The sequence below is a fragment of the Acidocella sp. C78 genome (genome assembly GCF_907164655.1).
Genome location: NZ_CAJQZK010000061.1, coordinates 65,001 through 89,678, shown reverse-complemented (window position 1 = coordinate 89,678; position 24,678 = coordinate 65,001). Strand labels below are relative to the sequence as shown.

General features: G+C 64.3%; 22 protein-coding genes and 1 pseudogene (1 of these 23 cut by a window edge). 5 read left to right on the top strand and 18 right to left on the bottom strand.

Annotated features, from left to right (window positions below; all coding sequences use genetic code 11):
• Positions 1–25 precede the first annotated feature (25 nt).
• Positions 26–1,026: pseudogene (locus ACIDOCELLA78_RS83850) on the top strand (NAD(P)H-quinone oxidoreductase).
• 493 nt (positions 1,027–1,519) lie between these two features.
• Positions 1,520–2,761 carry a hypothetical protein gene (locus ACIDOCELLA78_RS83845; protein WP_201727867.1) on the top strand — a complete coding sequence of 414 codons (1,242 nt, stop codon included), beginning with the start codon at positions 1,520–1,522 and terminating at the stop codon, positions 2,759–2,761.
• Between the two features lie 230 nt (positions 2,762–2,991).
• Here ACIDOCELLA78_RS83845 and ACIDOCELLA78_RS83840 read toward each other — a convergent pair whose 3' ends face one another.
• The 11 genes from ACIDOCELLA78_RS83840 to dxs form a co-directional block, all read right to left on the bottom strand.
• Entirely contained in the window at positions 2,992–3,777 is a 786-nt protein-coding gene (locus ACIDOCELLA78_RS83840) for an ABC transporter ATP-binding protein (RefSeq protein ID WP_201727866.1), read from the bottom strand.
• A complete protein-coding gene (locus ACIDOCELLA78_RS83835) occupies positions 3,774–4,556 on the bottom strand; it encodes an ABC transporter permease (RefSeq protein ID WP_007424104.1) in 783 nt (260 codons plus the stop codon). Before ACIDOCELLA78_RS83835 ends, ACIDOCELLA78_RS83840 begins: the two co-directional genes overlap by 4 nt.
• Before the next feature lie 8 nt (positions 4,557–4,564).
• Complete coding sequence (gene alr / locus ACIDOCELLA78_RS83830) at positions 4,565–5,638, bottom strand: alanine racemase (RefSeq protein WP_201727865.1); 1,074 nt, start codon at positions 5,636–5,638, stop codon at positions 4,565–4,567.
• Positions 5,635–6,444: an EcsC family protein gene (locus tag ACIDOCELLA78_RS83825; protein WP_201727864.1), complete on the bottom strand. Its 810-nt coding sequence runs from the start codon at positions 6,442–6,444 to the stop codon at positions 5,635–5,637. Before ACIDOCELLA78_RS83825 ends, alr begins: the two co-directional genes overlap by 4 nt.
• Before the next feature lie 30 nt (positions 6,445–6,474).
• Positions 6,475–7,959: a replicative DNA helicase gene (locus tag ACIDOCELLA78_RS83820; RefSeq protein WP_201727863.1), complete on the bottom strand. Its 1,485-nt coding sequence runs from the start codon at positions 7,957–7,959 to the stop codon at positions 6,475–6,477.
• 196 nt (positions 7,960–8,155) lie between these two features.
• Positions 8,156–10,018, bottom strand: a complete 1,863-nt coding sequence (locus tag ACIDOCELLA78_RS83815; RefSeq protein ID WP_201727862.1) for a calcium-binding protein — start codon at positions 10,016–10,018, stop codon at positions 8,156–8,158.
• 137 nt (positions 10,019–10,155) lie between these two features.
• Positions 10,156–10,974 carry a hopanoid biosynthesis-associated protein HpnK gene (gene hpnK / locus ACIDOCELLA78_RS83810; protein WP_201727861.1) on the bottom strand — a complete coding sequence of 273 codons (819 nt, stop codon included), beginning with the start codon at positions 10,972–10,974 and terminating at the stop codon, positions 10,156–10,158.
• A gap of 21 nt (positions 10,975–10,995) precedes the next feature.
• Positions 10,996–12,420: a hopanoid biosynthesis associated radical SAM protein HpnJ gene (hpnJ, locus tag ACIDOCELLA78_RS83805; protein ID WP_201727860.1), complete on the bottom strand. Its 1,425-nt coding sequence runs from the start codon at positions 12,418–12,420 to the stop codon at positions 10,996–10,998.
• Positions 12,421–12,430: 10 nt separating this feature from the next.
• Entirely contained in the window at positions 12,431–13,621 is a 1,191-nt protein-coding gene (gene hpnI, locus ACIDOCELLA78_RS83800; protein WP_201727859.1) for a bacteriohopanetetrol glucosamine biosynthesis glycosyltransferase HpnI, read from the bottom strand.
• Between the two features lies 1 nt (position 13,622).
• Complete coding sequence (locus ACIDOCELLA78_RS83795) at positions 13,623–14,249, bottom strand: ABC transporter substrate-binding protein (RefSeq protein WP_201727858.1); 627 nt, start codon at positions 14,247–14,249, stop codon at positions 13,623–13,625.
• Between the two features lie 17 nt (positions 14,250–14,266).
• Positions 14,267–16,210 (bottom strand): 1-deoxy-D-xylulose-5-phosphate synthase, encoded by a 1,944-nt coding sequence (gene dxs, locus ACIDOCELLA78_RS83790; protein ID WP_201727857.1) that lies wholly within the window; start codon positions 16,208–16,210, stop codon positions 14,267–14,269.
• Positions 16,211–16,600: 390 nt separating this feature from the next.
• Here dxs and ispH point away from each other — a divergent pair, with 390 nt between their 5' ends.
• Complete coding sequence (ispH, locus tag ACIDOCELLA78_RS83785) at positions 16,601–17,584, top strand: 4-hydroxy-3-methylbut-2-enyl diphosphate reductase (RefSeq protein ID WP_214006273.1); 984 nt, start codon at positions 16,601–16,603, stop codon at positions 17,582–17,584.
• 39 nt (positions 17,585–17,623) lie between these two features.
• Entirely contained in the window at positions 17,624–18,775 is a 1,152-nt protein-coding gene (gene hpnH, locus ACIDOCELLA78_RS83780; protein ID WP_201727856.1) for an adenosyl-hopene transferase HpnH, read from the top strand.
• 27 nt (positions 18,776–18,802) lie between these two features.
• Here the strand turns inward: hpnH and ACIDOCELLA78_RS83775 are convergent, their stop codons facing one another.
• The 7 genes from ACIDOCELLA78_RS83775 to ACIDOCELLA78_RS83745 all read right to left on the bottom strand — a co-directional run bounded on the left by ACIDOCELLA78_RS83775 (position 18,803) and on the right by ACIDOCELLA78_RS83745 (position 23,315).
• Positions 18,803–19,555, bottom strand: a complete 753-nt coding sequence (locus ACIDOCELLA78_RS83775) for a response regulator transcription factor (RefSeq protein ID WP_249675094.1) — start codon at positions 19,553–19,555, stop codon at positions 18,803–18,805.
• A 254-nt stretch (positions 19,556–19,809) separates the two neighbouring features.
• Positions 19,810–20,253 carry a molybdenum cofactor biosynthesis protein MoaE gene (locus tag ACIDOCELLA78_RS83770; RefSeq protein ID WP_249675092.1) on the bottom strand — a complete coding sequence of 148 codons (444 nt, stop codon included), beginning with the start codon at positions 20,251–20,253 and terminating at the stop codon, positions 19,810–19,812.
• Between the two features lie 11 nt (positions 20,254–20,264).
• Positions 20,265–20,516 (bottom strand): molybdopterin converting factor subunit 1, encoded by a 252-nt coding sequence (gene moaD, locus ACIDOCELLA78_RS83765; protein WP_201727855.1) that lies wholly within the window; start codon positions 20,514–20,516, stop codon positions 20,265–20,267.
• 31 nt (positions 20,517–20,547) lie between these two features.
• Positions 20,548–21,315 carry a hypothetical protein gene (locus tag ACIDOCELLA78_RS83760; RefSeq protein WP_201727854.1) on the bottom strand — a complete coding sequence of 256 codons (768 nt, stop codon included), beginning with the start codon at positions 21,313–21,315 and terminating at the stop codon, positions 20,548–20,550.
• Positions 21,316–21,368: 53 nt separating this feature from the next.
• Positions 21,369–21,908 (bottom strand): molybdopterin-guanine dinucleotide biosynthesis protein B, encoded by a 540-nt coding sequence (mobB, locus tag ACIDOCELLA78_RS83755; protein WP_201727853.1) that lies wholly within the window; start codon positions 21,906–21,908, stop codon positions 21,369–21,371.
• Between the two features lie 10 nt (positions 21,909–21,918).
• Positions 21,919–22,503, bottom strand: a complete 585-nt coding sequence (gene pgsA / locus ACIDOCELLA78_RS83750; RefSeq protein WP_201727852.1) for a CDP-diacylglycerol--glycerol-3-phosphate 3-phosphatidyltransferase — start codon at positions 22,501–22,503, stop codon at positions 21,919–21,921.
• Between the two features lie 50 nt (positions 22,504–22,553).
• Positions 22,554–23,315, bottom strand: coding sequence for an MOSC domain-containing protein (locus ACIDOCELLA78_RS83745; protein ID WP_201727851.1), 762 nt, complete (start codon positions 23,313–23,315; stop codon positions 22,554–22,556).
• Positions 23,316–23,432: 117 nt separating this feature from the next.
• On the opposite strand from ACIDOCELLA78_RS83745, the gene clpB reads away from it, so the two are divergent.
• Positions 23,433–24,678, top strand: the beginning of a protein-coding gene (gene clpB / locus ACIDOCELLA78_RS83740) for an ATP-dependent chaperone ClpB (RefSeq protein WP_201727850.1). 1,337 nt of this gene lie beyond the right edge of the window; 1,246 of the gene's 2,583 nt are visible here — the first part of the coding sequence; it begins with the start codon at positions 23,433–23,435; its stop codon lies beyond the right edge, outside the window.

The following is a 24,678-nucleotide window of genomic DNA, read 5'->3' as shown; positions in this document are numbered from 1 at the left end:
CCGACGCCAATCAAGGAGATATCCGATGAACCATCCCGAGACCATGGTGCATGTCACGTTCGACCAGCCGGGCGGCCCCGAAGTGATGTCGTTCGCGACCGGCCTGGTCCCGGCGCCGCGCGAGGGCGAGGTTCTGCTCCGCGTCGCCGCCGCCGGTGTGAACCGGCCGGATATCCAGCAGCGCAAGGGCGCGTACCCGCCGCCGCCGGGCGCGAGTCCGATCCTGGGTCTTGAGGCTGCCGGCACCATCGTGGCCTGCGGCACCGGCGTCGACCAGTGGAAGATCGGAGACAGGGTGACCGCCCTGTGCAATGGCGGTGCCTATGCTGAATATGTCGCGGTGCCGGCGGCGCAGTGCCTGCCCTGGCCGGAAGGGTTCAGTGCGATCGAGGCGGCTTCCTTGCCGGAGACGTATTTCACCGTCTGGGCCAATCTGTTCGACCTGGGGCGGCTGGCGCCCGGGGAATCGGTCCTGATCCATGGCGGCACATCGGGAATCGGCGTGGCGGCGATCCAGATGGCCCGGCGGCACGGTGCGACTGTCTATGCCACGGCGGGCTCCGCCGCGAAGTGCGAGGCATGCGTGGGCCTCGGGGCGGCGGCGGCGATCCAGTATCGCGAACAGGATTTTCTGGACGAGATCAAACGCCTGACCGATGGGCGCGGCGTCGATGTCGTGCTCGACATGGTCGGCGCGCCCTATACGAGCCGGAATCTGCGTGCCTTGCGCCGGTCCGGCCGCCTCGTGCAGATTGCCTTCATGGGCGGCAGCGTCGCCCGTGATATCGATCTGCTCCCGATCATGGTGAATCGCCTCACTGTCACCGGATCGACGATGCGGCCCCGCAGCACGGCGGAGAAGGGGCGATCGCCACCGCGTTGCGCGAAACCGTATGGCCGTGGCTGGAGTCGCGGCAGATCCAGCCTGTGATCGCGCAAACACTGCCCTGGCGGGAGGTTGCGCATGCACATCAGCTGATGGAGGACAGCGCGCATATCGGCAAGATCGTCCTGGCGATCGCGTAGAGCATCATCCGATCAGATGGAGTTATCTGCTCGGATAAAGAAGCTCTATTTATCAATACTATAGAGCACGACATCCGATCCATCCGGCTCGGATATCGTGCTCTAACGCCCATGTCTTTAGAAGCGTAACCAGAACGGCTCCCGCACTGTAGCGCCCGCAATTCCCTGGATTTCCTGTTCCGGAATTCCAGGGCGGCGGCCTGCAACACGAGGGGGCATAAAATAAATAAAAAGAATTTTACGTAAAAAATGAAAAATAAAAAATAAACGCATATTAAATTTATAAATAAATAGTAATTGCCATTTTTGAGATGTGTTTTTGCGAATATAGTTTATTTTTACTTAAATAACAGAATTTATCAAATTTTAAGCCCATAAAATGATATTATAATTATTTTTGATATCATAACTTGCTATCTATTCTCTTGCCCGGACGCTCCTAACAGGATATCTGGTAACCATTGGTTAAGGACGATTTTCAGGAGTTTTCGGTATGAGTTCGAGTATTTCAATCGGTGGTGGTATTAATTCCCAGAAGCTGAGCGGAATTGTGTATATTCCATCCAGCGGCCTCACCTCATCGCAGATTACGTCCCTTCAAAATTTGCTCAACACGGATTTTAGTGCTGCGGCTCAGGGAACTGTCTCTCTGACGAATTTCGATGCAGTGACCGGTCAAACGTCAAGCACGACAGGCTCTGCCACGACAGGTGGAATTTACGAAGTTTCCAACACCAACGGCTCGGGGGCCTCTACCGCCGGTAGCGTCAATGTTGCCGTCACGGTGCCCTCGAGCGCGAGCACGGTCATCCTGCAGGCGCCTGGCACGATTTCAGTAACCGGCAATGGCCAGGCCAGCACCTACGTCATCGGATCACAGACAGCCGCTCTGATCACCACCGCCGGTAGCGGGTCGGGTGTTAACTCGATCTATGATTTAGGTGGGAATACAACCATCGATGCGGCGGGCAACAACCAGGCGACGCTGACCGGTGGTCAGGATCTCGTCAGGGTTCTGAATGGCAGCGACACGGTGAACGCAACCGGCTCGGCCAGCGTCCGGGTCGGCATACCGACTGGTTATGCCGGCTCCGTCGATTTCATCAACACCGGTACCGGCAGCTCGACCGTTCTCGGGCAGGCTGGCTCCGTGACGGCGTTTGGCGGCAATGGCGGAGGCCTCCTTTACGGCGGCACCGCCGGCAACAACCAGCTTGTAGGCGGCAATGGAGCGTTCACGCTGGTTGGGGCAGGCAACGGTGACACGCTTGTCGCTGGTTATAACGCGCAAGCCTCGACCTCCAATAACAATGTTCTCTTTGCCGGTGTCGGCAACGAGACGTTGGGAGCATCTCAATATACGAATAACAACATATTCGCCGCGGGTGCCGGCAACGACGTGATATCGTCTGCAGGTGCCGGGTCCCAGTATTTCTTTACATCATCCAGTTCTTCTACCATTTACGGTTCGACAGTAACCGGTGCAACAAATACATATTTTGTTTCGAACTCCACGGCCGGTGGTGGCAGCTCCGTTATCGAGAATTTCAACATGAACACGGACCTGCTGCTCGCACGCAACGGCGTCGTCATCAGCTCCGTCAACAATATCACGGCCAGCATCTATCCACTCGGCGCCGCCTCGGTGATCCTGTCGGACGGCTCGCAGATTACGATGGTCGGTTACAATGCCAGCCAGCTCAACAAATTCATTGGTGGGTCGATTATCAGCTGAATTTTTCAATCCCGATATTTCAGAAGCCCCGGGCCATTGGCCCGGGGTTTTTTATGCTCTGTGTATCAGTATCATCCGCATGGATCGGAACGTGCTCGATTCGGAGGCGCGGCGATCGTCCTGGTTTCATGGACCGGACATATCCCGGGTTTGCGAGGCCAGCCGAGTCCGCGCGCGAGATGCCATGCGCGGAGGGATTCGGAAAACGAGATCCGCCGCGCCGGGAACTCTCAGCGCCGCAGCGCCATCCTGATCGGCCCCTCGCGGCGGCCATGGGTGAACTGGTCGACCATCTCGTTGCCGCTGTTCATCACCAGCGCGGCATCGCCTTCCCAGATGATCCGGCCATCCTGCAACATCGCGATCCGGTCGCCGATTCGCTGTGCGCTCGCCATGTCGTGGGTGATGGTGATCGAGGTCGAGCCCAGGCGTTTCACGCAATCGACGATCAGCCCGTCGATCACCGCCCCCATGATCGGGTCGAGCCCAGTGGTCGGCTCATCGAAAACCATGATCGACGGCTCGGCCGCGATCGCCCGCGCCAGGGCAACGCGCTTCTGCATCCCGCCCGACAGCTCGGCTGGTGACAACTCGCCCACGCTCGCATCGAGCCCGACCTGCGCGAGAATGCCACCGGCCATCCTGCGCGCCTCGGCGCGGGTGACGCGGCCACGCGCCAGCAGCCCGAACGCCACGTTCTCCCAGACCGGCCGGCTGTCGAACAGCGCGCCGTTCTGGAACAGCATGCCGATCTGGTCGCGCAAAGCGCGCGCGCGCGCCGGCCGCGCGGTCAGCAGATTTTCACCGTCGATCCATATCTCGCCCTCATCCGGCGGGATCAGGCCGAGAATGCATTTCAGCAGCACCGACTTGCCGGTGCCCGACCCGCCGATGACGACCATGCTCGTCTTCGCCATCACGTCGAGATCCACGCCATCGAGCACGCGTTTGGTGCCGAAGCTCTTGCGTAGGCCGCGGATGCGGATTTTCGGCTCGGCCGTTTCGGCGCCGCTCACGAGAAGAACGCCTGGGTCATCAGATAGTCCAGTGCGAGGATCAGCACCGAGGCGGAGACCACCGCCGCCGTGGTCGCACCGCCAACACCCTGCGCGCCGCCGCGCGAGCGATAGCCGTGAAAGCACCCCATCAGCGCGATCACGAAGCCGAACACCGCCGCCTTCACCAGGCCGGAGACGACATCGTTGCTGTGCAGGTAGTTCACAGTGTCGCGCAGATAGGCGTTGGGCTCGAAGCCGAGCCTGACGGTGGAAACCAGGAAGCCGCCGGCCACGCCGAGAATGTCGGCGATCACCACCAGCAGGGGCAGGGCGATCACCCCGGCGAGCAGGCGCGGGGTAACAAGATAGCGCATCGGATCGGTGGCGAGGGTGGTCAGCGCATCGATCTGGTCGGTCACGCGCATCGTGCCCATTTCCGCGGCGATGGCCGATCCCGCGCGCCCTGCGACCATCAATCCGGCCAGAACCGGGCCGAGTTCGCGGGTGAGGGACAGCACCACCACGCTCGCGATCACGCTCGAACTGTCGAAGCGCGAGAAGCCGACATAGCTCTGCAGCGCCAGCACCATCCCGGTGAACACCGCGGTGAGGGCGACGACCGGCAGGCTCGAATAGCCGATTTCCATCAGCGCGCGGCCGAAATTGCGCAAGTGAAACGGCGGGCGCACCAGGCCGGACAGGCCGGCGGCGGCGAAGAGCGCGAGTTCGCCGAGCATGATCACGAAGCCGAGCGCAAGGCGGCCGAGTGCGGCGATTGGGTCGAGCACGAGATTCATACGCGGGATTATACCGATTTCACCACCCGCCGATAGCGCGGGCCGAGCGACGTCAGAATCTCGTAGCCGATCGTGCCAGCCTCGGCGGCGATGGCGTCGATATCATGGCCTGGGCCGATCAGCTCGATAACGTCGCCGGGCGCGATGGCGGGATGATCGGTAACATCGAACGTCGTCAGGTCCATCGAGAGCCTGCCGGCCACCGGGATGATCTCCCCCTGCCAGCGTGCCGTCAGCCGGTTCGACAGTGATCGCGGCAGCCCATCGGCATAGCCGACGCCGATCGTCGCGATGCGCGAGGGCCGCGCCGCCCGCCAGGTGCCGTTATAGCCCACGGTTTCACCCGTCGCGATCGCGCGGATCTGCAGGATCGGCGCGGCGAGGGTGATGGCCGGGCGCATCGGATTTGCCCCTTGCGGGGTCGGGTTGCCGCCATAGAGCGCATAGCCGGGCCGGGCGAGGTCGGAGCCGAATGTCGGGCCGAGAAACAGGCCGGAGGAGTTGGCAAGGCTGGTCCGCAGCCAGGGGAACCGCGCGGCGAAGGCAGCGAAACGCCCTTGCTGTGCTGCGTTTTCCACCGCATCCGGCTCCTCCGCTGCGATGAGATGCGTCATCACATGCGTCAGGCCCAGCCCGTCGAGACGGTCTGGATGGGCGATGAGATGGGCTGCCTCGTCACGATCGAGGCCGAGCCGGTTCATCCCGGTATCGACATGCAGGAACGAAGGCGGCGCGCCGTCATCGCCGGCCGCCGCGCGCCAGCGCGCGCAGGAAGCGAGCGAGCCGAGCACCGGGATCAGCCGACGCGCGTGCATCGTGCGCTCCTCGCCGGGCGGGCAGCCGTTGAGAACCGCGATCCGCGCCGCCGGCAACAGGGCGCGCAGAGAAAGAGCTTCATCGAGCGTGGCGACGAAAAAGCTGCGGCAGCCGGCGGCGGCAAGGGCGGGGGCGATCAGGGCCGCGCCGAGTCCGTAGGCATCGGCCTTGACCACGCCGGCGACCTCGCCCGCATGGCGGGCGGCCAGTGTCCGCCAGTTGGCGGCGACGGCGCCGGGGTCGATGGTCAGGGTCGGGTGGTTCATGCGGCGTTGCGGAACATCTGCCGACGCTCCCGCAGCCGGGCGACATGCGCATCGAAACATGCGCGGACCCGCGCGGGGTCGTGCCGGCGCTCGAGGTCGCGGATGGTGAAGTGAACCTGCGCCATGGTCTGGAAATGGCTCATGAACAGGTAGTTGGCGCCCGCCCCCGACAGGGCGCCGACCAGCGGCACGAGGGCGGCCATCGCCTGTTCGGACAGCATGACCGAGAACCGCGAGGCGATCGTGCGCAGGAACAGCGATAGCGGCGCATGGGTGAGCGCGCCGCGCACCGCCCAGTAGCTGGCTTCGACCTCGCCTTCCTCGCCGCGGATCGTGCCGAAGCCGAACACTTCGAGACAGGCGCGCCGCGTCTCGAACTCGTCAATATCCTCGCCATGGCTGCGGGCGATCTCGGCGATGGCGCGGAACATCATCGCCATGGTGAACGGAATGTCGGCCAGCGAAAGCGGGCCGCCGGCGAGGCCGGAGAGCGCGCCGCTCGCGGCAACGGCGCCGCGATAGACCCGCTCGGACGCCGCTCCCGCGCGCCGCGGGGCGAGACCGGCGCGCGAGACGGCGAGCAGCGACCACAAGGCTTCGGAGGCATAATCCTCGATCACCCGGCGGCTGTTCGGCAGAAAAAGGTTTAGCGCGCGTTCCGCCGCCCCCGCGGTGGTGCGGCCGATCCGGCTCAGCAGGCGGGTGAACAGCCCGTGCGCGGCGACATAGCGCGAGGCCGCCTGCGCGATCCGCGCAAGGTCGGCCTCGGGCAGGCCGGCGCAGGCATTGCCGCCTTGTGTCGCCATCGCGCGCATCCCCTTCAGGTCAGTCGACGTTCATTCATGTTGGGTGTCGAGGTCGGCGAATCGAGTGAATTCAGCCTCGAAGAACAGGTCGATCTTGCCGGTCGGGCCGTGGCGCTGCTTGGCGAGGATCAGCTCGGCGCGGTTGTGGACATGTTCCATGTCCTGCTGCCATTTGGCCAGCGCATCCTGGAACTTGTCCTCTGAATCGTAGGCCATCTGCTTGGGCATCCGGGCCTGGAGGTAATACTCGTCGCGATAGACGAACATCACCGCGTCGGCGTCCTGTTCGATCGTGCCGGATTCGCGAAGGTCGGAGAGCTGGGGGCGCTTGTCCTCGCGGGATTCCACGGCGCGGGAGAGCTGCGACAGTGCTATGACCGGCACCGAGAGTTCCTTGGCGATGGCCTTCAGCCCCTGGGTGATCTGGCTGATTTCCAGCACGCGGTTGTCCGGCCTTGTGCCGGCGGCGGGGCGCATCAGCTGGAGATAGTCGACCACGATGAGCGCCAGGCCGCGCGTGCGCCGCAGCCTTCGGCAGCGGGTGCGCAGCGCGGAGAGGGTGATCGCCGGCGTGTCGTCGATGATCAGCGGCAGCCGGGCGATGCGGCGCGACACCGCGACGAAATTGTCGAAATCCTTCTGCCCGATCTCGCCGCGGCGGATGCGGTCGGAGGAGACGCGCGCCTCCTCGGCGAGAAGACGGGTGGCAAGCTGCTCGGCGCTCATTTCGAGCGAGAAAACGGCGACGCACTGCTTCGCCTCGGCATTCGGGTTCTCGGCGCGGGCTTCGCTGAGCAGCGCCTGGGCGGCGCCGAAGGCGATTTTGGTGGCGAGCGCCGTTTTGCCCATGCCGGGACGGCCGGCAAGAATAAGCAGGTCCGACGGGTGCAACCCGCCGGTCCGGGCGTCGAGATCCGTAAGGCCTGTGGTCAGGCCGGAGACCTTGCCATCGCGCTCGAAGGCCTTGGCGGCAGTGTCGATCGCCATCGCCAGCGCGGTCTCGAAGGTCATCGCGGCGCCCTCGCTGCCGCCCTTGGTCGCGAGGTCGAACAGCGCCTGCTCCGCCGCCTCGATCTGCGCCGTGCCGTCCAGCTCGGGGTCCGACCCGAAGCCGCGATTGACCGTGAGTTCGCCAAGCTCGATCAGCTGCCGGCGGATCCAGGCATCGTAGATGATCCGGCCATAATCGCCGGCATTGATGATGCCGACCATGGCGGTGAGAAGCTGGCCGAGATAGGCCGCGCCGCCGACATCGTCGAGCAGGCCGGAATGTTCGAAGGTCGCGCGCAGGGTTACCGGATCGGCGACCTGCCCGGCCTCGATCCGCCGGGCGATGGCCTCGTAGATTCTCCCATGCACCGCATCGGCGAAATGTTCGGGGGCCAGGAACTCCGAAACCCGCTCATAGGCCTTGTTGTTGGCCAGCAGCGCGCCGAGCAGGGCCTGCTCGGCCTCGAGATTTGCGGGAGGAAGTTTCGGTTGTGCGCCCGGCCGGGCGAGCTCGGAGATATCCATCTGCCGCTCTTAGCGCGTCATACGAACGCGTGACAGCGCGGGAGGCGGGCCACAGGGCTGTGGAAAAGGTGGATAAGGTGGATAAGGTGGATAAGGTGGATAAGCGACCCGCCGGACCAGGCGATGGGTATCTTGTTCCGGCCATGGGAATGCGACCGGTCGCCCCCCCCCGGGTGGGAGGGCGACCATGCCGGGATCAGGAAAGAACGGTCGTCGATCCGGAAACGTTGGCGCTGAGCTTGCTGCCGAGACCGCTGACGAGAATCTGGGTTCCGTCGTTCAGAAGCAGGTTGAGGCCGCCAGAGACGACAGACTGGCTGCTGACGGAAACATTGCCCGTGAGGTCGATCTTGTCGGTGCCACTCTGGAAATTCTTGATCAGGTCCGACTTGTTGGCAGATCCGGTGTCGAACGTGAAGTAGTTCGCAGTTGCCTTCGTGCCGCCGACGAGCGTTTCATTCCCAGCGCCGGCAAACAGGTAGTTGGTGCTCGAACCGCCGGTCAGCGTGTCACCATTGCCGCCGCCATAGAGCGTCACCGCCCCGGCGGAGCCGGTCAGTGAATTGTTGCCGTTCGAGCCGCCAAAGGCCACCAATCCGCCCGAACCACCGAGGGCAGTGACCGCTCCTGTGCCGCGCGTGATGACGCCCTGGTTTGTGCTGCCGATGAAATCCAGCGTTCCGGCGCCGCCATAGACGCTGGCTGCTCCCGTGCCGGTCGCAGTGATCGTCTCGTTGCCACCGAGCAGGAAGGCGGTGGAGCCCCCGTTCAGGGTCTCGCTATTGTTGCCGCCGATGAAAAGGGTGAAGTTCTGCCCGGTGCTGACGACCGAACTGTTGCCCTCCGCGATCGCATAGGAAGAGCCTCCGAGCGTCGCGCTCGTGCCTGTTCCGCTCGTGTTGGAAAGAATGACGAAGCTGTGGCTCTGGCTGGTCGTGATCGCGGCGTCATTCGAGCCGTTGAGAAAGATATCGCTTGCTCCAGTGCCGGTAATCGTATTGTTCGAGCCGTTGGCAATGACTGTGTCAGCGCCGGTAGCGTAGACAGTGTTATTGGAGCCGTAGGTCAGGAGTATGTTCGACCCCGTGGCGGTCTCAGCATTGCTCTGCCCGAAAATCGCGACGGGGGCTGCGGCGCTGGCGGTGATCGAGTTGTTCGTGCCGGTAATCAGGGCCTGGCCGGTGCTCGAATCGGTGATTGTGTTGGCGCTGCCATCGGACCAGAGACCACCTTGCCCACCGATCGTGACTGAATCGTGGGTTCCATTGGCCCATACCGTCGTCGTGCCGGAGGCATTGACCTGGTTATATCCCGTATCCACCCGCTTCAGCTTGACGAGGGCATTGCCGCTGGCGGTGACCGAGGCCTTTGTCGTCCCCACGTTGATCGTATCGTTGCCGCCGGACGTCAGGCTATCGGAGCCGGCATTCAGATTGATCGTGTTGTTGCCGCCGCTGGTGGTGATGTGATTATAGCTTGGCTGATTGTAGACACTCGGCGCCGCAGTGATCGTGTTGTTGCCGCTGGCCACAACGACATCGTACCAATAGCCATCGAGAGTGAAATTGTTGTTGCCGCCGCCGGCATAGATCGTGTCGATACCCGCACCGCCCTGAGGGTCAAAGGTCAGGTTGGTTGTCGCGCCGGTGACGATGAGAGCGGTGTTTCCGGAGCCTCCGGTGATCGTTTCGTTGCCGCTGAAGGCAGCTATGATGCCTTTGATTCCGTTGTTGGTCGGGCTCGTGCCAGTCTGCCCGTTGGGCAGGGTAAGCGTGCTTCCCCCGCCGGTGACCGTGCCGGTAAGCAGCGTATCGACATAGGCGTTAGGGTTCGTTGGTTCCGCTGGCAGCGCGGAAACCGCGGCGCCACTGCCCGCCAGAGATACGGTTGCAACGCTAACGCTGAGAGTGGCCGAATTATGGGTAATGAGATTGTTTATATTGTTGTCCAGCAACTGCTGGATGACCGACTGAACGGATGAATCAACAGAAAACAGATTCGTTGTTCCCGTAGTACTGGTCGTTATTGAAACGGTTCCATAAGATATTGACGATGACACGATATGCTCCGTATCCTGCTGCGCTTACAAACAGTTAATTTAAAAAAATTAACAATCGTTCAACAAAGAGGTGTTTCTGCGATTGGAAGCCTCCTTTCCGTTTGATGTTGTAAAATTAAATATTGTTTACGTATATATCATCTTTGGCAACCTGGATAGCCCGTGCGCGCCTGGAGCAGGGCATCGAATTCCGCCACGTGTTCATAATCCGGCATCAGGCGGGCCAGGGCGGCGCATTGCCGCGTTGCGGGATGAAAATAGATCTCGGTTGATCCTGGCGGCAGCGCGTCGAGATAGGCGCGCACACGTTCCAGGGTCATGTGGCCCGAATGGCGGAGCCCCAATACCTGGTCCGGACTCGCCAGCCCGGCGCGGCGCGCCTGCGCGCGCAGCACCCGTGACCACGCATGAAGGGCGTGGGCCGCGAGCCCCGGCCGCTCGCCGCACGCCGCGAGAACGGCGGGCGGTTCCGCCGGAACCCGGATCCGTGTCAGGCCGAACTCCCGCCCGATGCGGATCATCAGCGCCGCGACGGTTGGATGCATATGCATGTGCTTGTGGCTGTCGGCGTGGTGCAGGGGCAGACCCGTCGCGGCAAAAGCCTCGAACTGGGCGCGAATTTCCGCCGCGAGTTCGCGCCGCGCCGCGGGTGAAACGAAATAGCGGAAGCCGCGGGCCACCTGGTCCGATCCGAAGCGGCCATCCGCCCCGGTAATGTTTGGCAGGGCGGCATGACCGAGGACCGACGCGCCCTCGACCAGAACCAGATGCAGCCCCACTCTCAGGTCGGGCAGGCGTTTTGCCCGGGCCACGGCATCCGGCGCCGCTGGGGCTGCTACCATGAGACTGGCCTGGCCGAGCACACCCTCGCGATGGGCGCGCTCGACAGCCTCGTTGACGGTTTCGGTCAGCCCGAAATCATCGGCCGAGAAAACGACCTCGGCGTCCTTCCGCATCGCCGCGGTCGCCCGGGGCAATCAGGCGGCGTGGCGTTCGCGCAGGAACTGGAAGAATTCGACGCCCTCGCGCAGCCGGCGTTTCATCATCTGCGGGCTGCGCACCATCTCGCCCACGATCGAGGCGATTTTCGGCACCCGGAAATAGAACTGCCTGTAGAAGGTTTCCACGCTGTCGAAAATTTCCGTATGCGTCAGATGTGGATAATGCAGCGGCGCGATCTGGATGCCGTGATCGTCGATCAGTTCGGCATGCGTCGCATCGAGCCAGCCGTTCTCAACCGCCTGATCATAGAGGAAGGTTCCCGGATAGGGGGCCGCGAGCGATACCTGGATGGTGTGCGGATTGATATCCTTCGCGAAGTCGATCGTCTCGCGGATGGTCTCCTGGGTTTCGCCGGGCAGCCCCAGAATGAAGGTGCCATGAATCTTGATGCCGAGTTCGTGGCAATCCTTCGTGAACTGCTTCGCTACCTCGACCCGCATGCCCTTCTTGATGTTGTGAAGGATCTGCTGGTTGCCGCTTTCATAGCCGACGAGCAGCAGGCGCAGCCCGTTGTCGCGCAGCACTTTCAGCGTGTCGCGGGGAACGTTCGCCTTGGCGTTGCACGACCATGTCACGCCGAGCTTGCCGAGTTCCCGCGCGATGGCCTCGGCGCGGGGCAGATTGTCGGTGAACGTATCGTCGTCGAAGAACAGTTCGCGCATCTGCGGGAAATCGCGCTGGATCTGCTTCACCTCGGCGATCACATGCTCGACCGAGCGGGTGCGGTAACGATGCCCGCCCACTGTCTGCGGCCAGAGACAGAAGGTGCAGCGCGACTTGCAGCCCCGCCCGGTATAGAGCGAGACATACGGGTGCATCAGATACCCGATGAAATAATCCTCGACCCGCAGGTCGCGCTTGTAGACATCCGCGACGAAGGGCAGGCTGTTCATATCCTCGAGGGTGGCGCGGTCCTTGTTATGCACGATTTCGCCGGCCTCGTTGCGCCAGGAAATGCCGTCGACCTCCGCGAAGGGGCGGCCCTCGGCGATCTCCTTGATCGTGAAGTCGAACTCGTTGCGGGCAACGAAATCCACCGGCGCGGCGCGCTCGAGGCTTTCGCCGGCCTGCACCGCGACCTTGGCGCCGATGAAGCCGATCTTCACGCCGGGATTTTCCGCCCGGATCTGCGCGGCCACCTTCACATCATTGGCGAAGGAGGGCGTGGACGTATGGATGATCACCAGTTCCGCCACGCGGGCATGCGGCATCACATCTTTCATTGTGAGGCCGGCCGGCGGCGCGTCGATCAGCTTCGAGCCGGGGATCAGGGCCGCCGGCTGGGCAAGCCAGGTCGGGAACCAGAACGAGCGGATTTCCCGCCGCGCCTGATAGCGTGAGCCGGCGCCGCCGTCGAAACCGTCGAAGGAGGGCGGTTGCAGGAACAGGGTCTTCATCATTGCTTCGGTCCTAACTCATGTGCCGCGTGACGGCACCAATTCCGTTCCCACCAGTGCTGCGGCCGGAATCGGCCTGCAACGTCTGGCCACGCCACTCCACCGTGTCGCTCCAGAAACTCAACGCGAAAATGGCGGCCGAAGCCGCGTCGCGCAAGAGGAAAAGCCAGGGCGGCGGCGGCGCCATCAGCATCGGCACGGCGCCGCTGGCCCGCCCGAACCCGAGGCGCCGCTCGAACAGCCGGGCAATGCCGTGGCGAAGCCCGGCGGCAAGGGCAAGGCCGATCCAGGCCCAGATGGCTGCGCCGCTCAGCAGCAGGGCGATGAGTGCCCAGAACAGCGGAAACTGCGTCACGATCCCTGCATAGCTGAGCGGCACCAGCGCGCGGACGGTCCGGGCCCAGCGCAGCTCGTGGCGCAGCAGCGCGCGGAGTGTGGTTTCCGGCACCGAGGTCGCCGGAATCGCCGAGCCGAGCGCCACCTGCTTGCCGGTCGCACGGATTCGCTGGCCGAGCACGTTGTCGTCGGCAAGGTGATCGAGCAGCGCCGCGAAGCCGCCGATCGCGTCGAGATCGCGCCGCCGCAATGCCATGGTGGCGCCGAGGCAGTCCTGCCGACCGAGGGCGCGGGCGAGGGCGGCGCCCGGCAGAAAGCCGTGATTGATCTGCATGGCGCCGAGCCGGCCCGCGAGCGTGTCGGTCGCCGGCAGGCCGGTATAGAATGTGGTCACCAGGCCGACCTCGGGTCGTGCCAGCGGCGTGACGATCGCGGCGAGAAAATCGGGCGCCACATGCATATCGGCGTCGGAGATGACGAACAGATCGTGGCGGGACGCCGCATGCATCGCCATCAGGTTGGCGACCTTCCGGTTGCGCCCCTCGCGATGCGGGCCGGTTACCACCGCGACATCGACCGCCGGATAACGCTGCTGCAGTCGCCCGACGATCGCGAGCGCCGGGTCGTTCGGGTCGGCAGCGCCGAAAATCAGCTGGAATTGAGGATAATCGAGCAGAAAGAACGATTCGAGCGCGGTATCGAGCAACGGCTCGACGCCGTGCAGCGGCTTGAAGACCGTGATCGGCGGCGCCTGCTCCGGTATCTTCGCCGCCGTCCGTTGCGGGCTGACGAGGCAGGCGCCGATCGCCTGCTGGATCAGACCGACCGCGCAGAGCGCCTCGGCGAAGACGGGCAGGATCGCGGCCATGTCAGTCGCGAATCGCCCCGCCCGACAGTGTCGCGATTTTTTTCTTCAGTGCCTCGATCAGCCGCGCGGCGTTACCCGGGTCGATCAGACCGCTGAAATCGGAGCGCTGTGCGGCAACCTTGCTGATCGTGCCCTCGAAGAGCACGTCGGTGATCTTCCAGGTGCCGCCGGCCTCGCGCATCACGTAGGCGAGCTTGACCGACTTGCCGTCGTGCTCGTTCAGGGTGGTGGACACGATCCGGCTGTCGCCGGCGCGGCGGATATCCGGATCGGTGGTGAAATGCTGCCCGCCATAGGCGTTGAAGTTACTGACATAGGTCGCGATCGTGTATTGCCGGAACAGCTTGCCAAGCTCGGTTTTCTGGGCCGCCGGAATCTGCGGCCAGAGCAGGCCGGCAGAATTCTGGAGGATCAGCTCGAGATCGAAGCTGGCCTCCACCACCGGCTTGAGCATGGCGTAGCGCGCGGCAAAGCTCTTGCCGGCGCTGCCTGCCTTCATCACCGCGATCAGCGCCGAATCCAGGGCGTCGACCGGCTGGGCTTCCGCAGCGGCGGCCGCGCGCGCCCGGGGCAGCGCGAGGCCGATTGAGGTGACGGCGGCAGCCGCCAGGAGACCACGACGTTTCATGCCCTGAGATATAGTGTTCACCGTGCCGGAATTGCGACGGAACCTTGGGCATTTTCGGGCACCGCGCCGCGGCCGAGCGCGCTCAGCGCGTGCGCCACGATATCCTTCGCGGTCAGGCCCGCATCGATCAGCTGGGCTGCGGGCGTGTTGTGGTCGATGAAGCGGTCCGGCAGCACCATCGGCCGGAAGCGCAGCCCGGAATCGAACGCGCCCGACCAGGCGAGATGATGGCCCACCGCGGCGCCAAACCCGCCGCTGGCGCCATCCTCGATCGTGATCAACACTTCGTGATGGCGGGCCAGCTGGTCGATCAGCGCGGTATCGAGCGGCTTCATGAAGCGGGCATCGGCGATTGTCGCCGTGAAGCCGTTCGCGGCAAGCTCATCGGCCGCGCGCAGCGCATCGCCCAGTCGCGGGCCGAGCGCAAGGACGGCGACGCTGCTGCCCTCGCGCACGATCCGTCCCTTGCCGATCTCCCACGGCACGCCCCGTTCCGGCAGCGCGATTCCGGTTCCCTCGCCGCGCGGATAGCGGAAGGCGGAGGGCCGGTCGTCGATCGCGGTCGCCGTGGCGACACAGTGGACGAGTTCCGCCTCGTCCGACGGCGCCATGATCACCATGCCCGGCAGGCAGCCGAGATAGGCGAGGTCGTAGACGCCGGCATGGGTTGCGCCATCGGCGCCGACCAGCCCCGCCCGGTCCATGGCGAAGCGCACCGGCAGCGACTGGATGGCGACATCGTGCACCACCTGGTCATAGGCGCGCTGGAGGAAGGTGGAATAGATCGCGCAGAACGGCGCCATGCCCTCAGTCGCCAGCCCGGCCGCGAAGGTCACGGCGTGCTGCTCGGCAATCCCGACATCGAAGCAGCGATCCGGGAACCGCTTGGCGAAGGCGTCCAGGCCAGTGCCGCTGGGCATGGCGGCGTTGACCGCGACGACATTCGGGTTGCGCTCCGCCTCGGCGATCAGCGCCTGCGCGAACACCTTCGTATACGAGGGCGGTCCCGGCGGCGCCTTGGTCTGCTCGCCGGTGACGACGTTGAACTTCGACACGCCATGATACTTGTCCGCCGAGGCTTCGGCCGGCGCGTAGCCCTTGCCCTTCTGGGTGACGACGTGCAGCAGGATCGGCTCGTCACCCTCGCTGTCGCGCAGGTTGCGCAGCACGGGCAGCAGGTGGTCGAGATTATGGCCGTCGATCGGGCCGACGTAATAAAAGCCCAGCTCCTCGAACAATGTGCCCCCGGTGAGGATACCGCGGGCATATTCCTCGGCGCGTTTCGCGGTGCGCTCGATCGTCCGGGGAAAGTGCTTCGCCATGCGGGCGGCGAAATCGCGGATCGAGAGAAAGCTGCGCGAGGAGATCAGCCGCGACAGATAGGCGCTCATCGCGCCGACAGGCGGGGCGATCGACATGTCGTTGTCATTGAGAACGACGATCATGCGCGACCTGCTCGCCCCGGCATTGTTCATCGCCTCATAGGCCATGCCGGCCGACATCGCGCCGTCGCCGATCACCGCGATCACGTTGCGCTTCGGGGTCTCGCCCTTCAGGTCGCGGGCCACGGCCATGCCGAGCCCGGCGGAAATCGAGGTCGAGGAATGCGCGGCACCGAACGGGTCGTACTCGCTTTCCGACCGGCGGGTGAAGCCGGAGAGTCCGCCCGGCTGGCGCAGCGTGCGGATCCGGTCGCGCCGCCCGGTGAGAATCTTGTGCGGGTAGGTCTGGTGGCCGACATCCCAGATCAGCCGGTCGCGCGGGGTTTCGAACACCGCATGAATCGCGACGGTCAGCTCGACGACGCCGAGCGATGCGCCCAGATGGCCGCCGGTGACGGAAACCGTGTCGATCGTCTCCGCACGCAGTTCATCGGCGAGCTGGCGCAGCTGCTCGGCCGAAAGGTTGCGCATGTCGCTCGGAACCCGTACGCGATCCAGCAGGGGGGTCTGCGGCGGCATCAGGCGGTCTCCCCCAGGCGCCGTTCTGGAGTCTCGCTGGAGCGGTAAGCCATGATGCTGGTTCCTTATACTCTGCGTCGTTGCGACCCTTGCGTCCGGATCGTGCCGGCGAAGCGCCCTTTATACGGTGATTGCGGGAAGCGATAGACCCTTCGCCCACAGATGGGGGCGATGTGCCCGTCATGAAAAGGGCCTTGAAAACGGCATGGCAACGGAACAACAGATTGGCATCTTGCGATGCAGGCGCGCAACACTGTCGTGAGACGGCGTGCCCTGCCCGAGCCATCCCTTGCGAAACCGCCGGCGGATACCCTAATTGGCGAATGGATACGTATGCCCGGGGCAGGCGGTCCGCATTGCGATATTCAGATTTCTGAAAGGCGACGGACGATGGATCTGTCTCTCACCCCGACCGACCGCGCCGACTCGGCGGCCGGCACCCCCGTCATGAAGGTGGTGCTGGCACAGCCGCGCGGGTTCTGCGCTGGCGTGGAGCGGGCAATCGAGATCGTCGAGCGCGCTCTGGTGAAATTCGGCCCGCCAATCTATGTCCGCCACGAAATCGTTCACAACCGGCATGTCGTCGAAGATCTCCGTGCGCGCGGTGCGGTTTTCGTCGATGAGATCGCCGAGGTGCCGGACGGGGCGATCACCGTATTTTCGGCGCACGGCGTCGCGCGCAAGGTGCAGACGGATGCTGCCGACCGCGCCTTGCCGGTGATCGACGCCACCTGCCCGCTGGTCGCCAAGGTGCATTCCGAGGGGCGGCGCTATGCCGGGCAGGGGCGTGAAATCGTTCTGATCGGACATGCCGGCCATGCCGAGGTCGAGGGCACGATCGGCCAGATCGACGGCAAGGTCTATCTCGTGCAGACCGTCGAAGACGTGGCCGCGCTGGATGTCGCCGATCCGGACAAGCTGTCCTACATCACCCAGACCACGCTTTCGGTCGATGACACCCGCGGCATCATTGCCGCTCTCGTGGATCGTTTTCCCGGCATCGTCGGCCCCGATGTCCGCGATATCTGCTATGCGACGCAGAACCGCCAGGAGGCGGTGCGCCACCTCGCCGAGCTTGTGGACGTGATTCTGGTGGTCGGCAGCCGCAATTCATCGAATTCCAACCGGCTGCGGGAAATCGGTGCCGAGCTTGGGCGCCCCTCCTATCTGATCGACGATGCCAGCCATCTCGATCCGTCGTGGTTCGAGGGGGTCCGCTCCGTCGGGCTGACGGCTGGCGCCTCGGCGCCCGAGGTGCTCGTGAAGGGCGTCATCGACGGGCTGAGAAAGTTCGGCCCGGTCGAGATCGACACGCTCGCCGGCACGCCGGAAGACGTGCGGTTCAAGCTTCCCGCCGAAGTGAGCGACGCCTGAGCGGCGTCTCGGTGGGGTGATCATTATCAGGAGTTACAGATGGGCGTGCCGCTGAAACAGGCGATCAAGGTCGGAGCCTATGTGCTGAAGCAGCACCTGACCGGAAACAGGCGTTATCCACTCGTGCTGATGCTCGAACCGCTGTTCCGTTGCAATCTCGCCTGCGCGGGATGCGGCAAGATCGATTATCCCGCTCCGATCCTCAATCAGCGCCTGTCGGTCGCCGATGCGCTTGAGGCCGTCGATGAATGCGGCGCCCCGGTCGTTGCGATTGCCGGCGGCGAGCCGTTGTTGCATCGCGAGATGCCCGAGATCGTCGAGAAGATCCTCGCGCGGGACAAGTTCATCTATCTCTGCACCAACGCGCTGCTGCTGGAGAAGAAGATCGACCAGTACAAGCCGCACCCCAATTTCTGCTGGGACATCCATCTCGATGGCGACCGGGAAATGCACGATCACGCCGTCAGCCAGGACGGCGTCTACGAACGTGCCGTTGCGGCGATCAAGCTCGCCAAGGCGAAAGGTTTCCGCGTTTCCATCAACTGCACCCTGTTCGATGGCGCCGATCCCGCCCGCGTGGCTGCATTCCTCGATACCGTGAACGAGATCGGGGTGGATGGCGTGATGACATCGCCGGGCTATGCCTATGAGCGCGCCCCGGATCAGGAACATTTCCTCAACCGGCAACGGACCAAGGAACTGTTCCGTGCCATTTTCCGCTACGGCAAGGAGCGCAAGGCGCGCGGCATTAGCTGGAAGTTCAACCAGTCGCCGTTGTTCCTCGATTTCCTCGCCGGCAACCAGACCTATAAATGCACGCCCTGGGGCAACCCGACCCGCAATGTGTTCGGCTGGCAGCGCCCGTGCTATCTGCTCGGCGAAGGCTATGCGAAGACCTACAAGGAATTGATGGAAACCACCGACTGGGACAAGTACGGGGTCGGCAATTACGAAAAATGCGCTGACTGCATGGTGCATTCCGGGTTCGAGGCCACCTCGGTGGTCGATTCCGTCAAGCGGCCGTGGAAGCTTGCCAAGCTGGCTATTCAGGGCATCCGCACCGAAGGCCCGATGGCGGCGGATATTCCGCTCGACAAGCAGCGGCCCGCGGAATTCGTGTTCTCACGTCACGTCGAACGCAAGATGGCGGAAATCCACGGTCAGCCGGAGCCTGCCGAACCCGCCGAATAAGGCGGGCAAGGCAGGGTCGTTCGGACTTCAGCCCGCGATGCTTCGCTCCCGCTGAGAAAATGGCAGGCGCGCCGTCATGGGCGTTTCGGTAATCCTCGTCTCGGCTTCCCGGCGATCGACAATCATGTAGCCACGCCCCCAGTTGGTCTGGATCAGGTCGTCGGCGCCGGCGGAGAGCATTTTTTTGCGTATCTTGCAGATGAACACGTCGATGATCTTTGGGTTCGGTTCATCGAGCCCTCCATAGAGGTGATCGAGTATCGCCTCCTTGCTCAGAACGCAGCCCTTGCGCAGCGCAAGGATCTCGACAATCTGATACTCTTTCTTGGTGAGGCTGATCTCGTCCTGCCCGACGAAGATTTTCTTCGCGTTCATATTGATTTCGACATTGCCGACGGCGAGTGACGGGCTCTGGAACCCTCTGCTGCGCCGAACCTGGTTCTGGACGCGGAGGAAGATTTCCTCATGCGAGATCGCGCTGACAATCAGGTCATCGACGCCCGCTTCCAGAATGCGCAACCTCGTCGCCTCGCTCAGAAGTTGTGCGACCGCCAGGATCGGGCAGCGCAGGCCGGTAAGGCGCAACCTTCGGATGAGTTCGATTTCCGCGGGCCTTGTGTCGGTCACCCGCAGCACGACCGCGTCGTATTCATAGAATCGCGTGAGATCCAGCGCTTCTTCAAGATCGGACGTTTCATCCACGACCACCAGCTTGGAGCGGAAGAAGGTCGTCAGGATGTCCCGATTATCGACCGGATTTCCAAAAATGAGAAGTTTCATTGCAACCCCCAGTTAACTTGGAAATTCAATACAACCGCAAGGGGAGGTCGTCAATAAAATAATTTTAAGGAACTGATAATCGATTGAATAATAAATCCGGTGTCGTGAAAATAGATTAAAATTGACATTCTGGAAATTTTTCTGACACCGTATCGCACAAAACACGGGCCACAAGGGGGTTCATACGCTGTTTTTGTGCGAGTGGCGCACAAGCCGGCGCCCGTGCGGGCGCAAATCCGACTTGGACGGTTAAGCTACCAGCGGTTGCGTGACAGAATATCGTCGTCGCGGGCATCGACCCATTGCGTGGCGCCATCGACGAAGTCCTCGCGCTTCCAGAACGGCGCGTCGGTCTTCAGCCAGTCGATCAGAAACGCGGTTGCGGCCAGGGCATCCGCCCGATGCGCGCTCGCGGCGGCGGCAAGAACGATCCGCGCGCCAGGGGCAAGCCGGCCCACCCGGTGAATGATGGTGCAATCCGTCAGCTGCCATCGCGCCATCGCCGTCTCGGCAATCTCGGTCAGGGTCGCTTCGGTCATACCCGGGTAATGTTCCAGGGTCAGAGCGGCCAGCGGCCTTCCGCCCACCTGCCCGCGCACCACGCCGACGAAACTCGCCACAGCCCCGGCATCCGCCTGCAGGCGCTCGAGTTCGGCGGCAACGTCGAAATCCGCCAGCGAAACGACGATGCGCGGCACGGCGTTCGGGCTCAGCCGCCGGTGAACGGCGGAAAGAACGCGATCTCGGCCGCGCCGGCGAGCGGCGTTTCCGGCGGCACGAAGCGCTGGTCGACCGCCGCCTTGATCGTCTGCCGCGCGGCGAAGGCGCGGGCATAGGCGGGGCCGCGGCCGGCGAGGTAATCCGCCAGCGCGCCCACGGTGGTCACCTCCGCGGGAAGGTCGATTTCCTCTTCGGCGAGCCCGATGCGCTCGCGGAGCCATGCGAAATACAGGATTTTCATCTCTCTTATATGATACCGCGCGCCGCTCGCGTCACCTTGTCTGGACAGTGACAACCTGGCCATTCGCCTGAACCAGCGTTGCCGTGCCGTTGCCGTTGGAAATCAGGATGCCACCGCCCTTGCCGGCGATCGGCGCCACGGTCTGGTATCGCCCGTTGCTCGGCGTGCTGACGATGCCGAGCGGCCCGTGCGGTCCCATCACCGTCTGGCCGACGGGCAGGCCGGCATCCGGCGTGATCGGCCTCGCCGCGCGCACGCGGGATTCCGGTACAGCCGGGGCGCGAGGCACCAGCTTTCCCGCCTCGCCCGGGCGTGGCGAGGGGCGCATCGCCGCCGCGCTGCCGACCAGATCCGTCGTTTCGCCGCCCTTGTGGTCGGAAGGCAGTCCCCGCGCTTTCGCCCCGGGCGGAACCGAGTATGTCGCTTGCGGCCCGCCCGCCGTTGGCGCGTTGTAGAGATCCCGATACGCGGCGCCGAGAGGCACGTTCATGTGCTTCTGAATCTCGCCCAGGGTGGGAATGGGGGCCGCCTTGCCGGGCCAGACATCGCCGGGTTCGGGGCGGAGCGGCTGAACGGCGACATTGTCGCCACGGGCGCGCTGCATGTTCACCGCATCGCCGGCTGGCGCGTTCGGGTCGCCAAAGGGGTTCAGCGTGCTGCTCAGGTAATTGCCAACCCCCGCGCAGCCGGAGAGCAGCAGCAGAACCCCACCCGAGGCCAATGCCCTCGCCGCGCAGCGCAGGCCGGACGGGCCCGGCAAGGCCATGCGGGGCGGGGTGGAACGGACAAATGACCGCATCTTTCTTCCTTGAAAATGTTCCCGACGGTTATGCGCCGGATTGGCGGTGAACCTCAAGCAATCGCATCCGCGCGCCATCGAAGAATGAAATCCGCAACCATGGCCGGGTGGTTGAGCGGCAGAACCGGCAGCCCGCCGGCTGCAAGCGGCGCATCGCTGGCCACCGCGACGATGTCATCGAAATCTGGCCAGAGAGAGGGCTTTCCGAGCATCGGCCGGTGAACCTCGATCTTCGCGACGCTGGCGGATTTGAACCCCTCGGCGATGAACAGATCCGCCGGCGCCATCCTCGCCAGCAGGGCGGGCAGGTCGGGTTCATCGGCGCCGGAGCGATGATCGTGGAACAGCACGAAGCGTTCCGTGGTTGCGAGCATCGTCTCGTGCGCTCCGGCCGCGCGGTGGCGGAAACTGTCTTTGCCCTCCTGGTCGGGGTCGACCTTGTGATGGGCGTGTTTCAGGGTCGAAACGCGCAGCCCCGCATCGGTGAGCAGCGGCAGCACCGCGGTGAGCAGCGTCGTCTTGCCGCTGCCCGACCAGCCGACAAGGGCGAGAACCGGCGCGCCCTGAGGGCCGCGCAAGGGGAGGGGAGGCATGTCCCGCCCGTCAGCCGGCGGCGCCGGGCTGGGTGATGTGCCGCAGGCCCGCGTTGAGATAGTCCCAGCCGGTGATCAGCGTCAGCCCGCCGGCGATCCAGAGCAGAGCGCCGCCGATGATGCCGGCCGCAAGCCAGGGGATGCCGAGTTCCGCCGCTCCCGAATCGCCAAGCAGAAGAACCCCAAGGGCCACCATCTGCGTCGCCGTCTTCCATTTCGCCAGCCGCGTCACCGGCATCCCGACCTTGATCCCCGCCAGATATTCCCGCAGCCCCGATACAAGGATCTCGCGCAACATGATCACGATCGCCGGATAGATCCCGTATGCGGTCAGCCGATGGAACCCGACCAGCAGCATCAGCGTCGCGCCGACCAGCAGCTTGTCGGCGATCGGGTCCAGCATCCGTCCGAGATCGGAGAGCTGTCTCCGGCTGCGGGCCAGCCGGCCATCGAGCCAGTCGGTGATTCCGGCGGCAACGAAAAGGAGTGCCGCCAGCAGGTCGGCGAGCGGCGAGCCGATCGCGACCAGCACGACGAGCAGCGGGATCGCCGCGATGCGCGAGAGGGTCAGCATATTCGGTAAGTCGGTCAGCATTTCGGGACGTTAAGCCGATTTTTCAGCCGGCGTCACCCGTCGCGACAGGTTCACGGCAGGAGAAAGAGCGCATCGCCGGGCGCGATCCGGCCCGGGCGGACGACCTCTGCATAAATTCCGCAGTCGACATGGCCGAAATGGGTCATCAACTCCTTGACGGGGTTGGCATCGCGCACGCGGGTTTCGGGATTGATCGTGGTGGCCGCGCAGCGGTCGATCCGCGCGGTGACACGCAGCTCTGCCCCGCCGATCGCCAGCGTGCGGCCCACCCAGCCGAGTTCGGCCCAGGGTTCGGCGCCCTCGAAATAGACATTCGCGCGAAACCGCAGCCCGTGCCGCGGCGCGCCCGCCGCCGCCTCCAGCGCCCGCAAGCTGGCAAGGCCGATCAGGCTGATCACCTGCTCGCGGTGATCGGAGAAGCTGTGCCCGGCAACGTGGTGGAACCGGGGCGTTCCGCGCATCGCCGCGGGCAGCGCAGCGGCAAGGAACGCGGCAAGCGCGTCGCGCCCGGCCCCGGTCAGCGGCGACGCGTCGAGCGCCGCCCCGTCCGGCGCGATGAGGGTGAGCATGCCCGTGGCATCGTCGAACCGGCAGTCGATGCCGATGGCCTCATGATTGCGGGCCAGGCAGAGGAACTCCGCCTTCGGGCGCCAGGCCGGCGCCGCCGGGTCGAAACCGCAATCGCCCTGCGCGAGCGCAAAGGCGCGGTCCCAGGCGATCGCCCGCCCGACTTCGAGTTCGGCAGCCGCCAGCCTCTCGGCGGACAGCCCCTTGACCGGATAGCGGAAGAGTTGATCGACGAGCAGGGTCATGGGCGCGGTTCCTCTTGAGCAGGATCAATGCAGCAACCATGTCCACCGGACAAGGTTGGACCATCGCCTCGTGAGGGATGATCCGGCCAGGTCGCCTGATGAAAGGGATCGAGTACAATGGATTTCGAAAAATTCACCGAACGTGCGCGGGGTTTCGTGCAGGCCGCGCAGACCATCGCCGTCCGCGAATATCACCAGCAGATCACGCCCGAGCATCTGCTCAAGGCGTTTCTGGACGATGAGGAAGGGGCCGCGAGCGGGTTGATCCGCGCCGCCGGCGGCGATCCGGCGGCGGTGCGCCTCGCCGCCGATGCCGCGATCGGCAAGCTGCCGAAAGTGCAGGGCGGCGGGGCAGGGCAGCCGCAGATCACGCCCGATCTCGTGCGGGTGCTCGATGCGGCGCAGCAGATGGCGCAGAAGGCCGGCGACGAATATGTCGCGCAGGATCGGGTCCTGGTCGCCCTTGCCGCCAGCAGCACGCCGGCGGGCCGGGCGCTGAGCGGCGCCGGCGCCTCGGCGCAGGCGCTGGAAAAGGCGGTGGCCGATATCCGCAAGGGCCGCACCGTGACCAGCGCGAATGCCGAGCAGACCTTCGACGCGCTCAAGAAATACGCCCGCGACGTGACCGAGGCCGCGCGCGCCCAGAAGCTCGATCCGGTGATCGGGCGGGATGAGGAAATCCGCCGCGCGATCCAGGTGCTGGCGCGGCGGACCAAGAACAACCCGGTGCTGATCGGCGAGCCTGGCGTGGGCAAGACCGCGATCGTCGAAGGGCTGGCGCTGCGCATCGTCAATGGCGACGTGCCCGAGGCGCTGAAGGGCAAGCGGCTGCTCGCGCTCGATCTCGGCGCAATGGTCGCGGGCGCGAAATATCGCGGCGAGTTCGAGGAACGGCTGAAGGCCGTGCTGAAGGAAATCGAAAGTTCGAATGGCGAGATCATCCTGTTCATCGACGAGATGCACACGCTGGTCGGTGCCGGGCGGGCGGATGGCGCGATGGACGCGTCGAACCTGATCAAGCCGGAACTGGCCCGCGGCGCGCTGCACTGCGTGGGGGCCACGACGCTCGACGAGTATCGGAAGTACATCGAGAAGGACGCCGCCCTCGCCCGGCGGTTCCAGCCGGTCTTCGTCGATGAGCCGAGCGTCGAGGACACGATCTCGATCCTGCGCGGGATCAAGGAGAAATACGAGCTGCATCATGGCGTGCGGATTTCGGATTCGGCGCTCGTCGCGGCGGCGACCCTGTCCAACCGCTACATCACCGACCGCTTCCTGCCGGACAAGGCGATCGACCTTGTCGACGAAGCCGCCTCCCGCCTGCGGATGCAGGTGGATTCCAAGCCCGAGGCGCTCGATGAGC

Coding starts and splice junctions, on each gene's coding strand:
- ACIDOCELLA78_RS83845 (WP_201727867.1), top strand. CDS start 1,520: ATGAGTTCGAGTATTTCAATCGGTGGTGGTATTAATTCCCAGAAGCTG.
- ACIDOCELLA78_RS83835 (WP_007424104.1), bottom strand. CDS start 4,556: ATGAATCTCGTGCTCGACCCAATCGCCGCACTCGGCCGCCTTGCGCTC.
- alr (WP_201727865.1), bottom strand. CDS start 5,638: ATGAACCACCCGACCCTGACCATCGACCCCGGCGCCGTCGCCGCCAAC.
- ACIDOCELLA78_RS83825 (WP_201727864.1), bottom strand. CDS start 6,444: ATGGCGACACAAGGCGGCAATGCCTGCGCCGGCCTGCCCGAGGCCGAC.
- ACIDOCELLA78_RS83820 (WP_201727863.1), bottom strand. CDS start 7,959: ATGGATATCTCCGAGCTCGCCCGGCCGGGCGCACAACCGAAACTTCCT.
- hpnK (WP_201727861.1), bottom strand. CDS start 10,974: ATGCGGAAGGACGCCGAGGTCGTTTTCTCGGCCGATGATTTCGGGCTG.
- hpnJ (WP_201727860.1), bottom strand. CDS start 12,420: ATGATGAAGACCCTGTTCCTGCAACCGCCCTCCTTCGACGGTTTCGAC.
- hpnI (WP_201727859.1), bottom strand. CDS start 13,621: ATGGCCGCGATCCTGCCCGTCTTCGCCGAGGCGCTCTGCGCGGTCGGT.
- ACIDOCELLA78_RS83795 (WP_201727858.1), bottom strand. CDS start 14,249: ATGAAACGTCGTGGTCTCCTGGCGGCTGCCGCCGTCACCTCAATCGGC.
- dxs (WP_201727857.1), bottom strand. CDS start 16,210: ATGCCGCCGCAGACCCCCCTGCTGGATCGCGTACGGGTTCCGAGCGAC.
- ispH (WP_214006273.1), top strand. CDS start 16,601: ATGGATCTGTCTCTCACCCCGACCGACCGCGCCGACTCGGCGGCCGGC.
- hpnH (WP_201727856.1), top strand. CDS start 17,624: ATGGGCGTGCCGCTGAAACAGGCGATCAAGGTCGGAGCCTATGTGCTG.
- ACIDOCELLA78_RS83775 (WP_249675094.1), bottom strand. CDS start 19,555: ATGAAACTTCTCATTTTTGGAAATCCGGTCGATAATCGGGACATCCTG.
- moaD (WP_201727855.1), bottom strand. CDS start 20,516: ATGAAAATCCTGTATTTCGCATGGCTCCGCGAGCGCATCGGGCTCGCC.
- ACIDOCELLA78_RS83760 (WP_201727854.1), bottom strand. CDS start 21,315: ATGCGGTCATTTGTCCGTTCCACCCCGCCCCGCATGGCCTTGCCGGGC.
- mobB (WP_201727853.1), bottom strand. CDS start 21,908: ATGCCTCCCCTCCCCTTGCGCGGCCCTCAGGGCGCGCCGGTTCTCGCC.
- pgsA (WP_201727852.1), bottom strand. CDS start 22,503: ATGCTGACCGACTTACCGAATATGCTGACCCTCTCGCGCATCGCGGCG.
- ACIDOCELLA78_RS83745 (WP_201727851.1), bottom strand. CDS start 23,315: ATGACCCTGCTCGTCGATCAACTCTTCCGCTATCCGGTCAAGGGGCTG.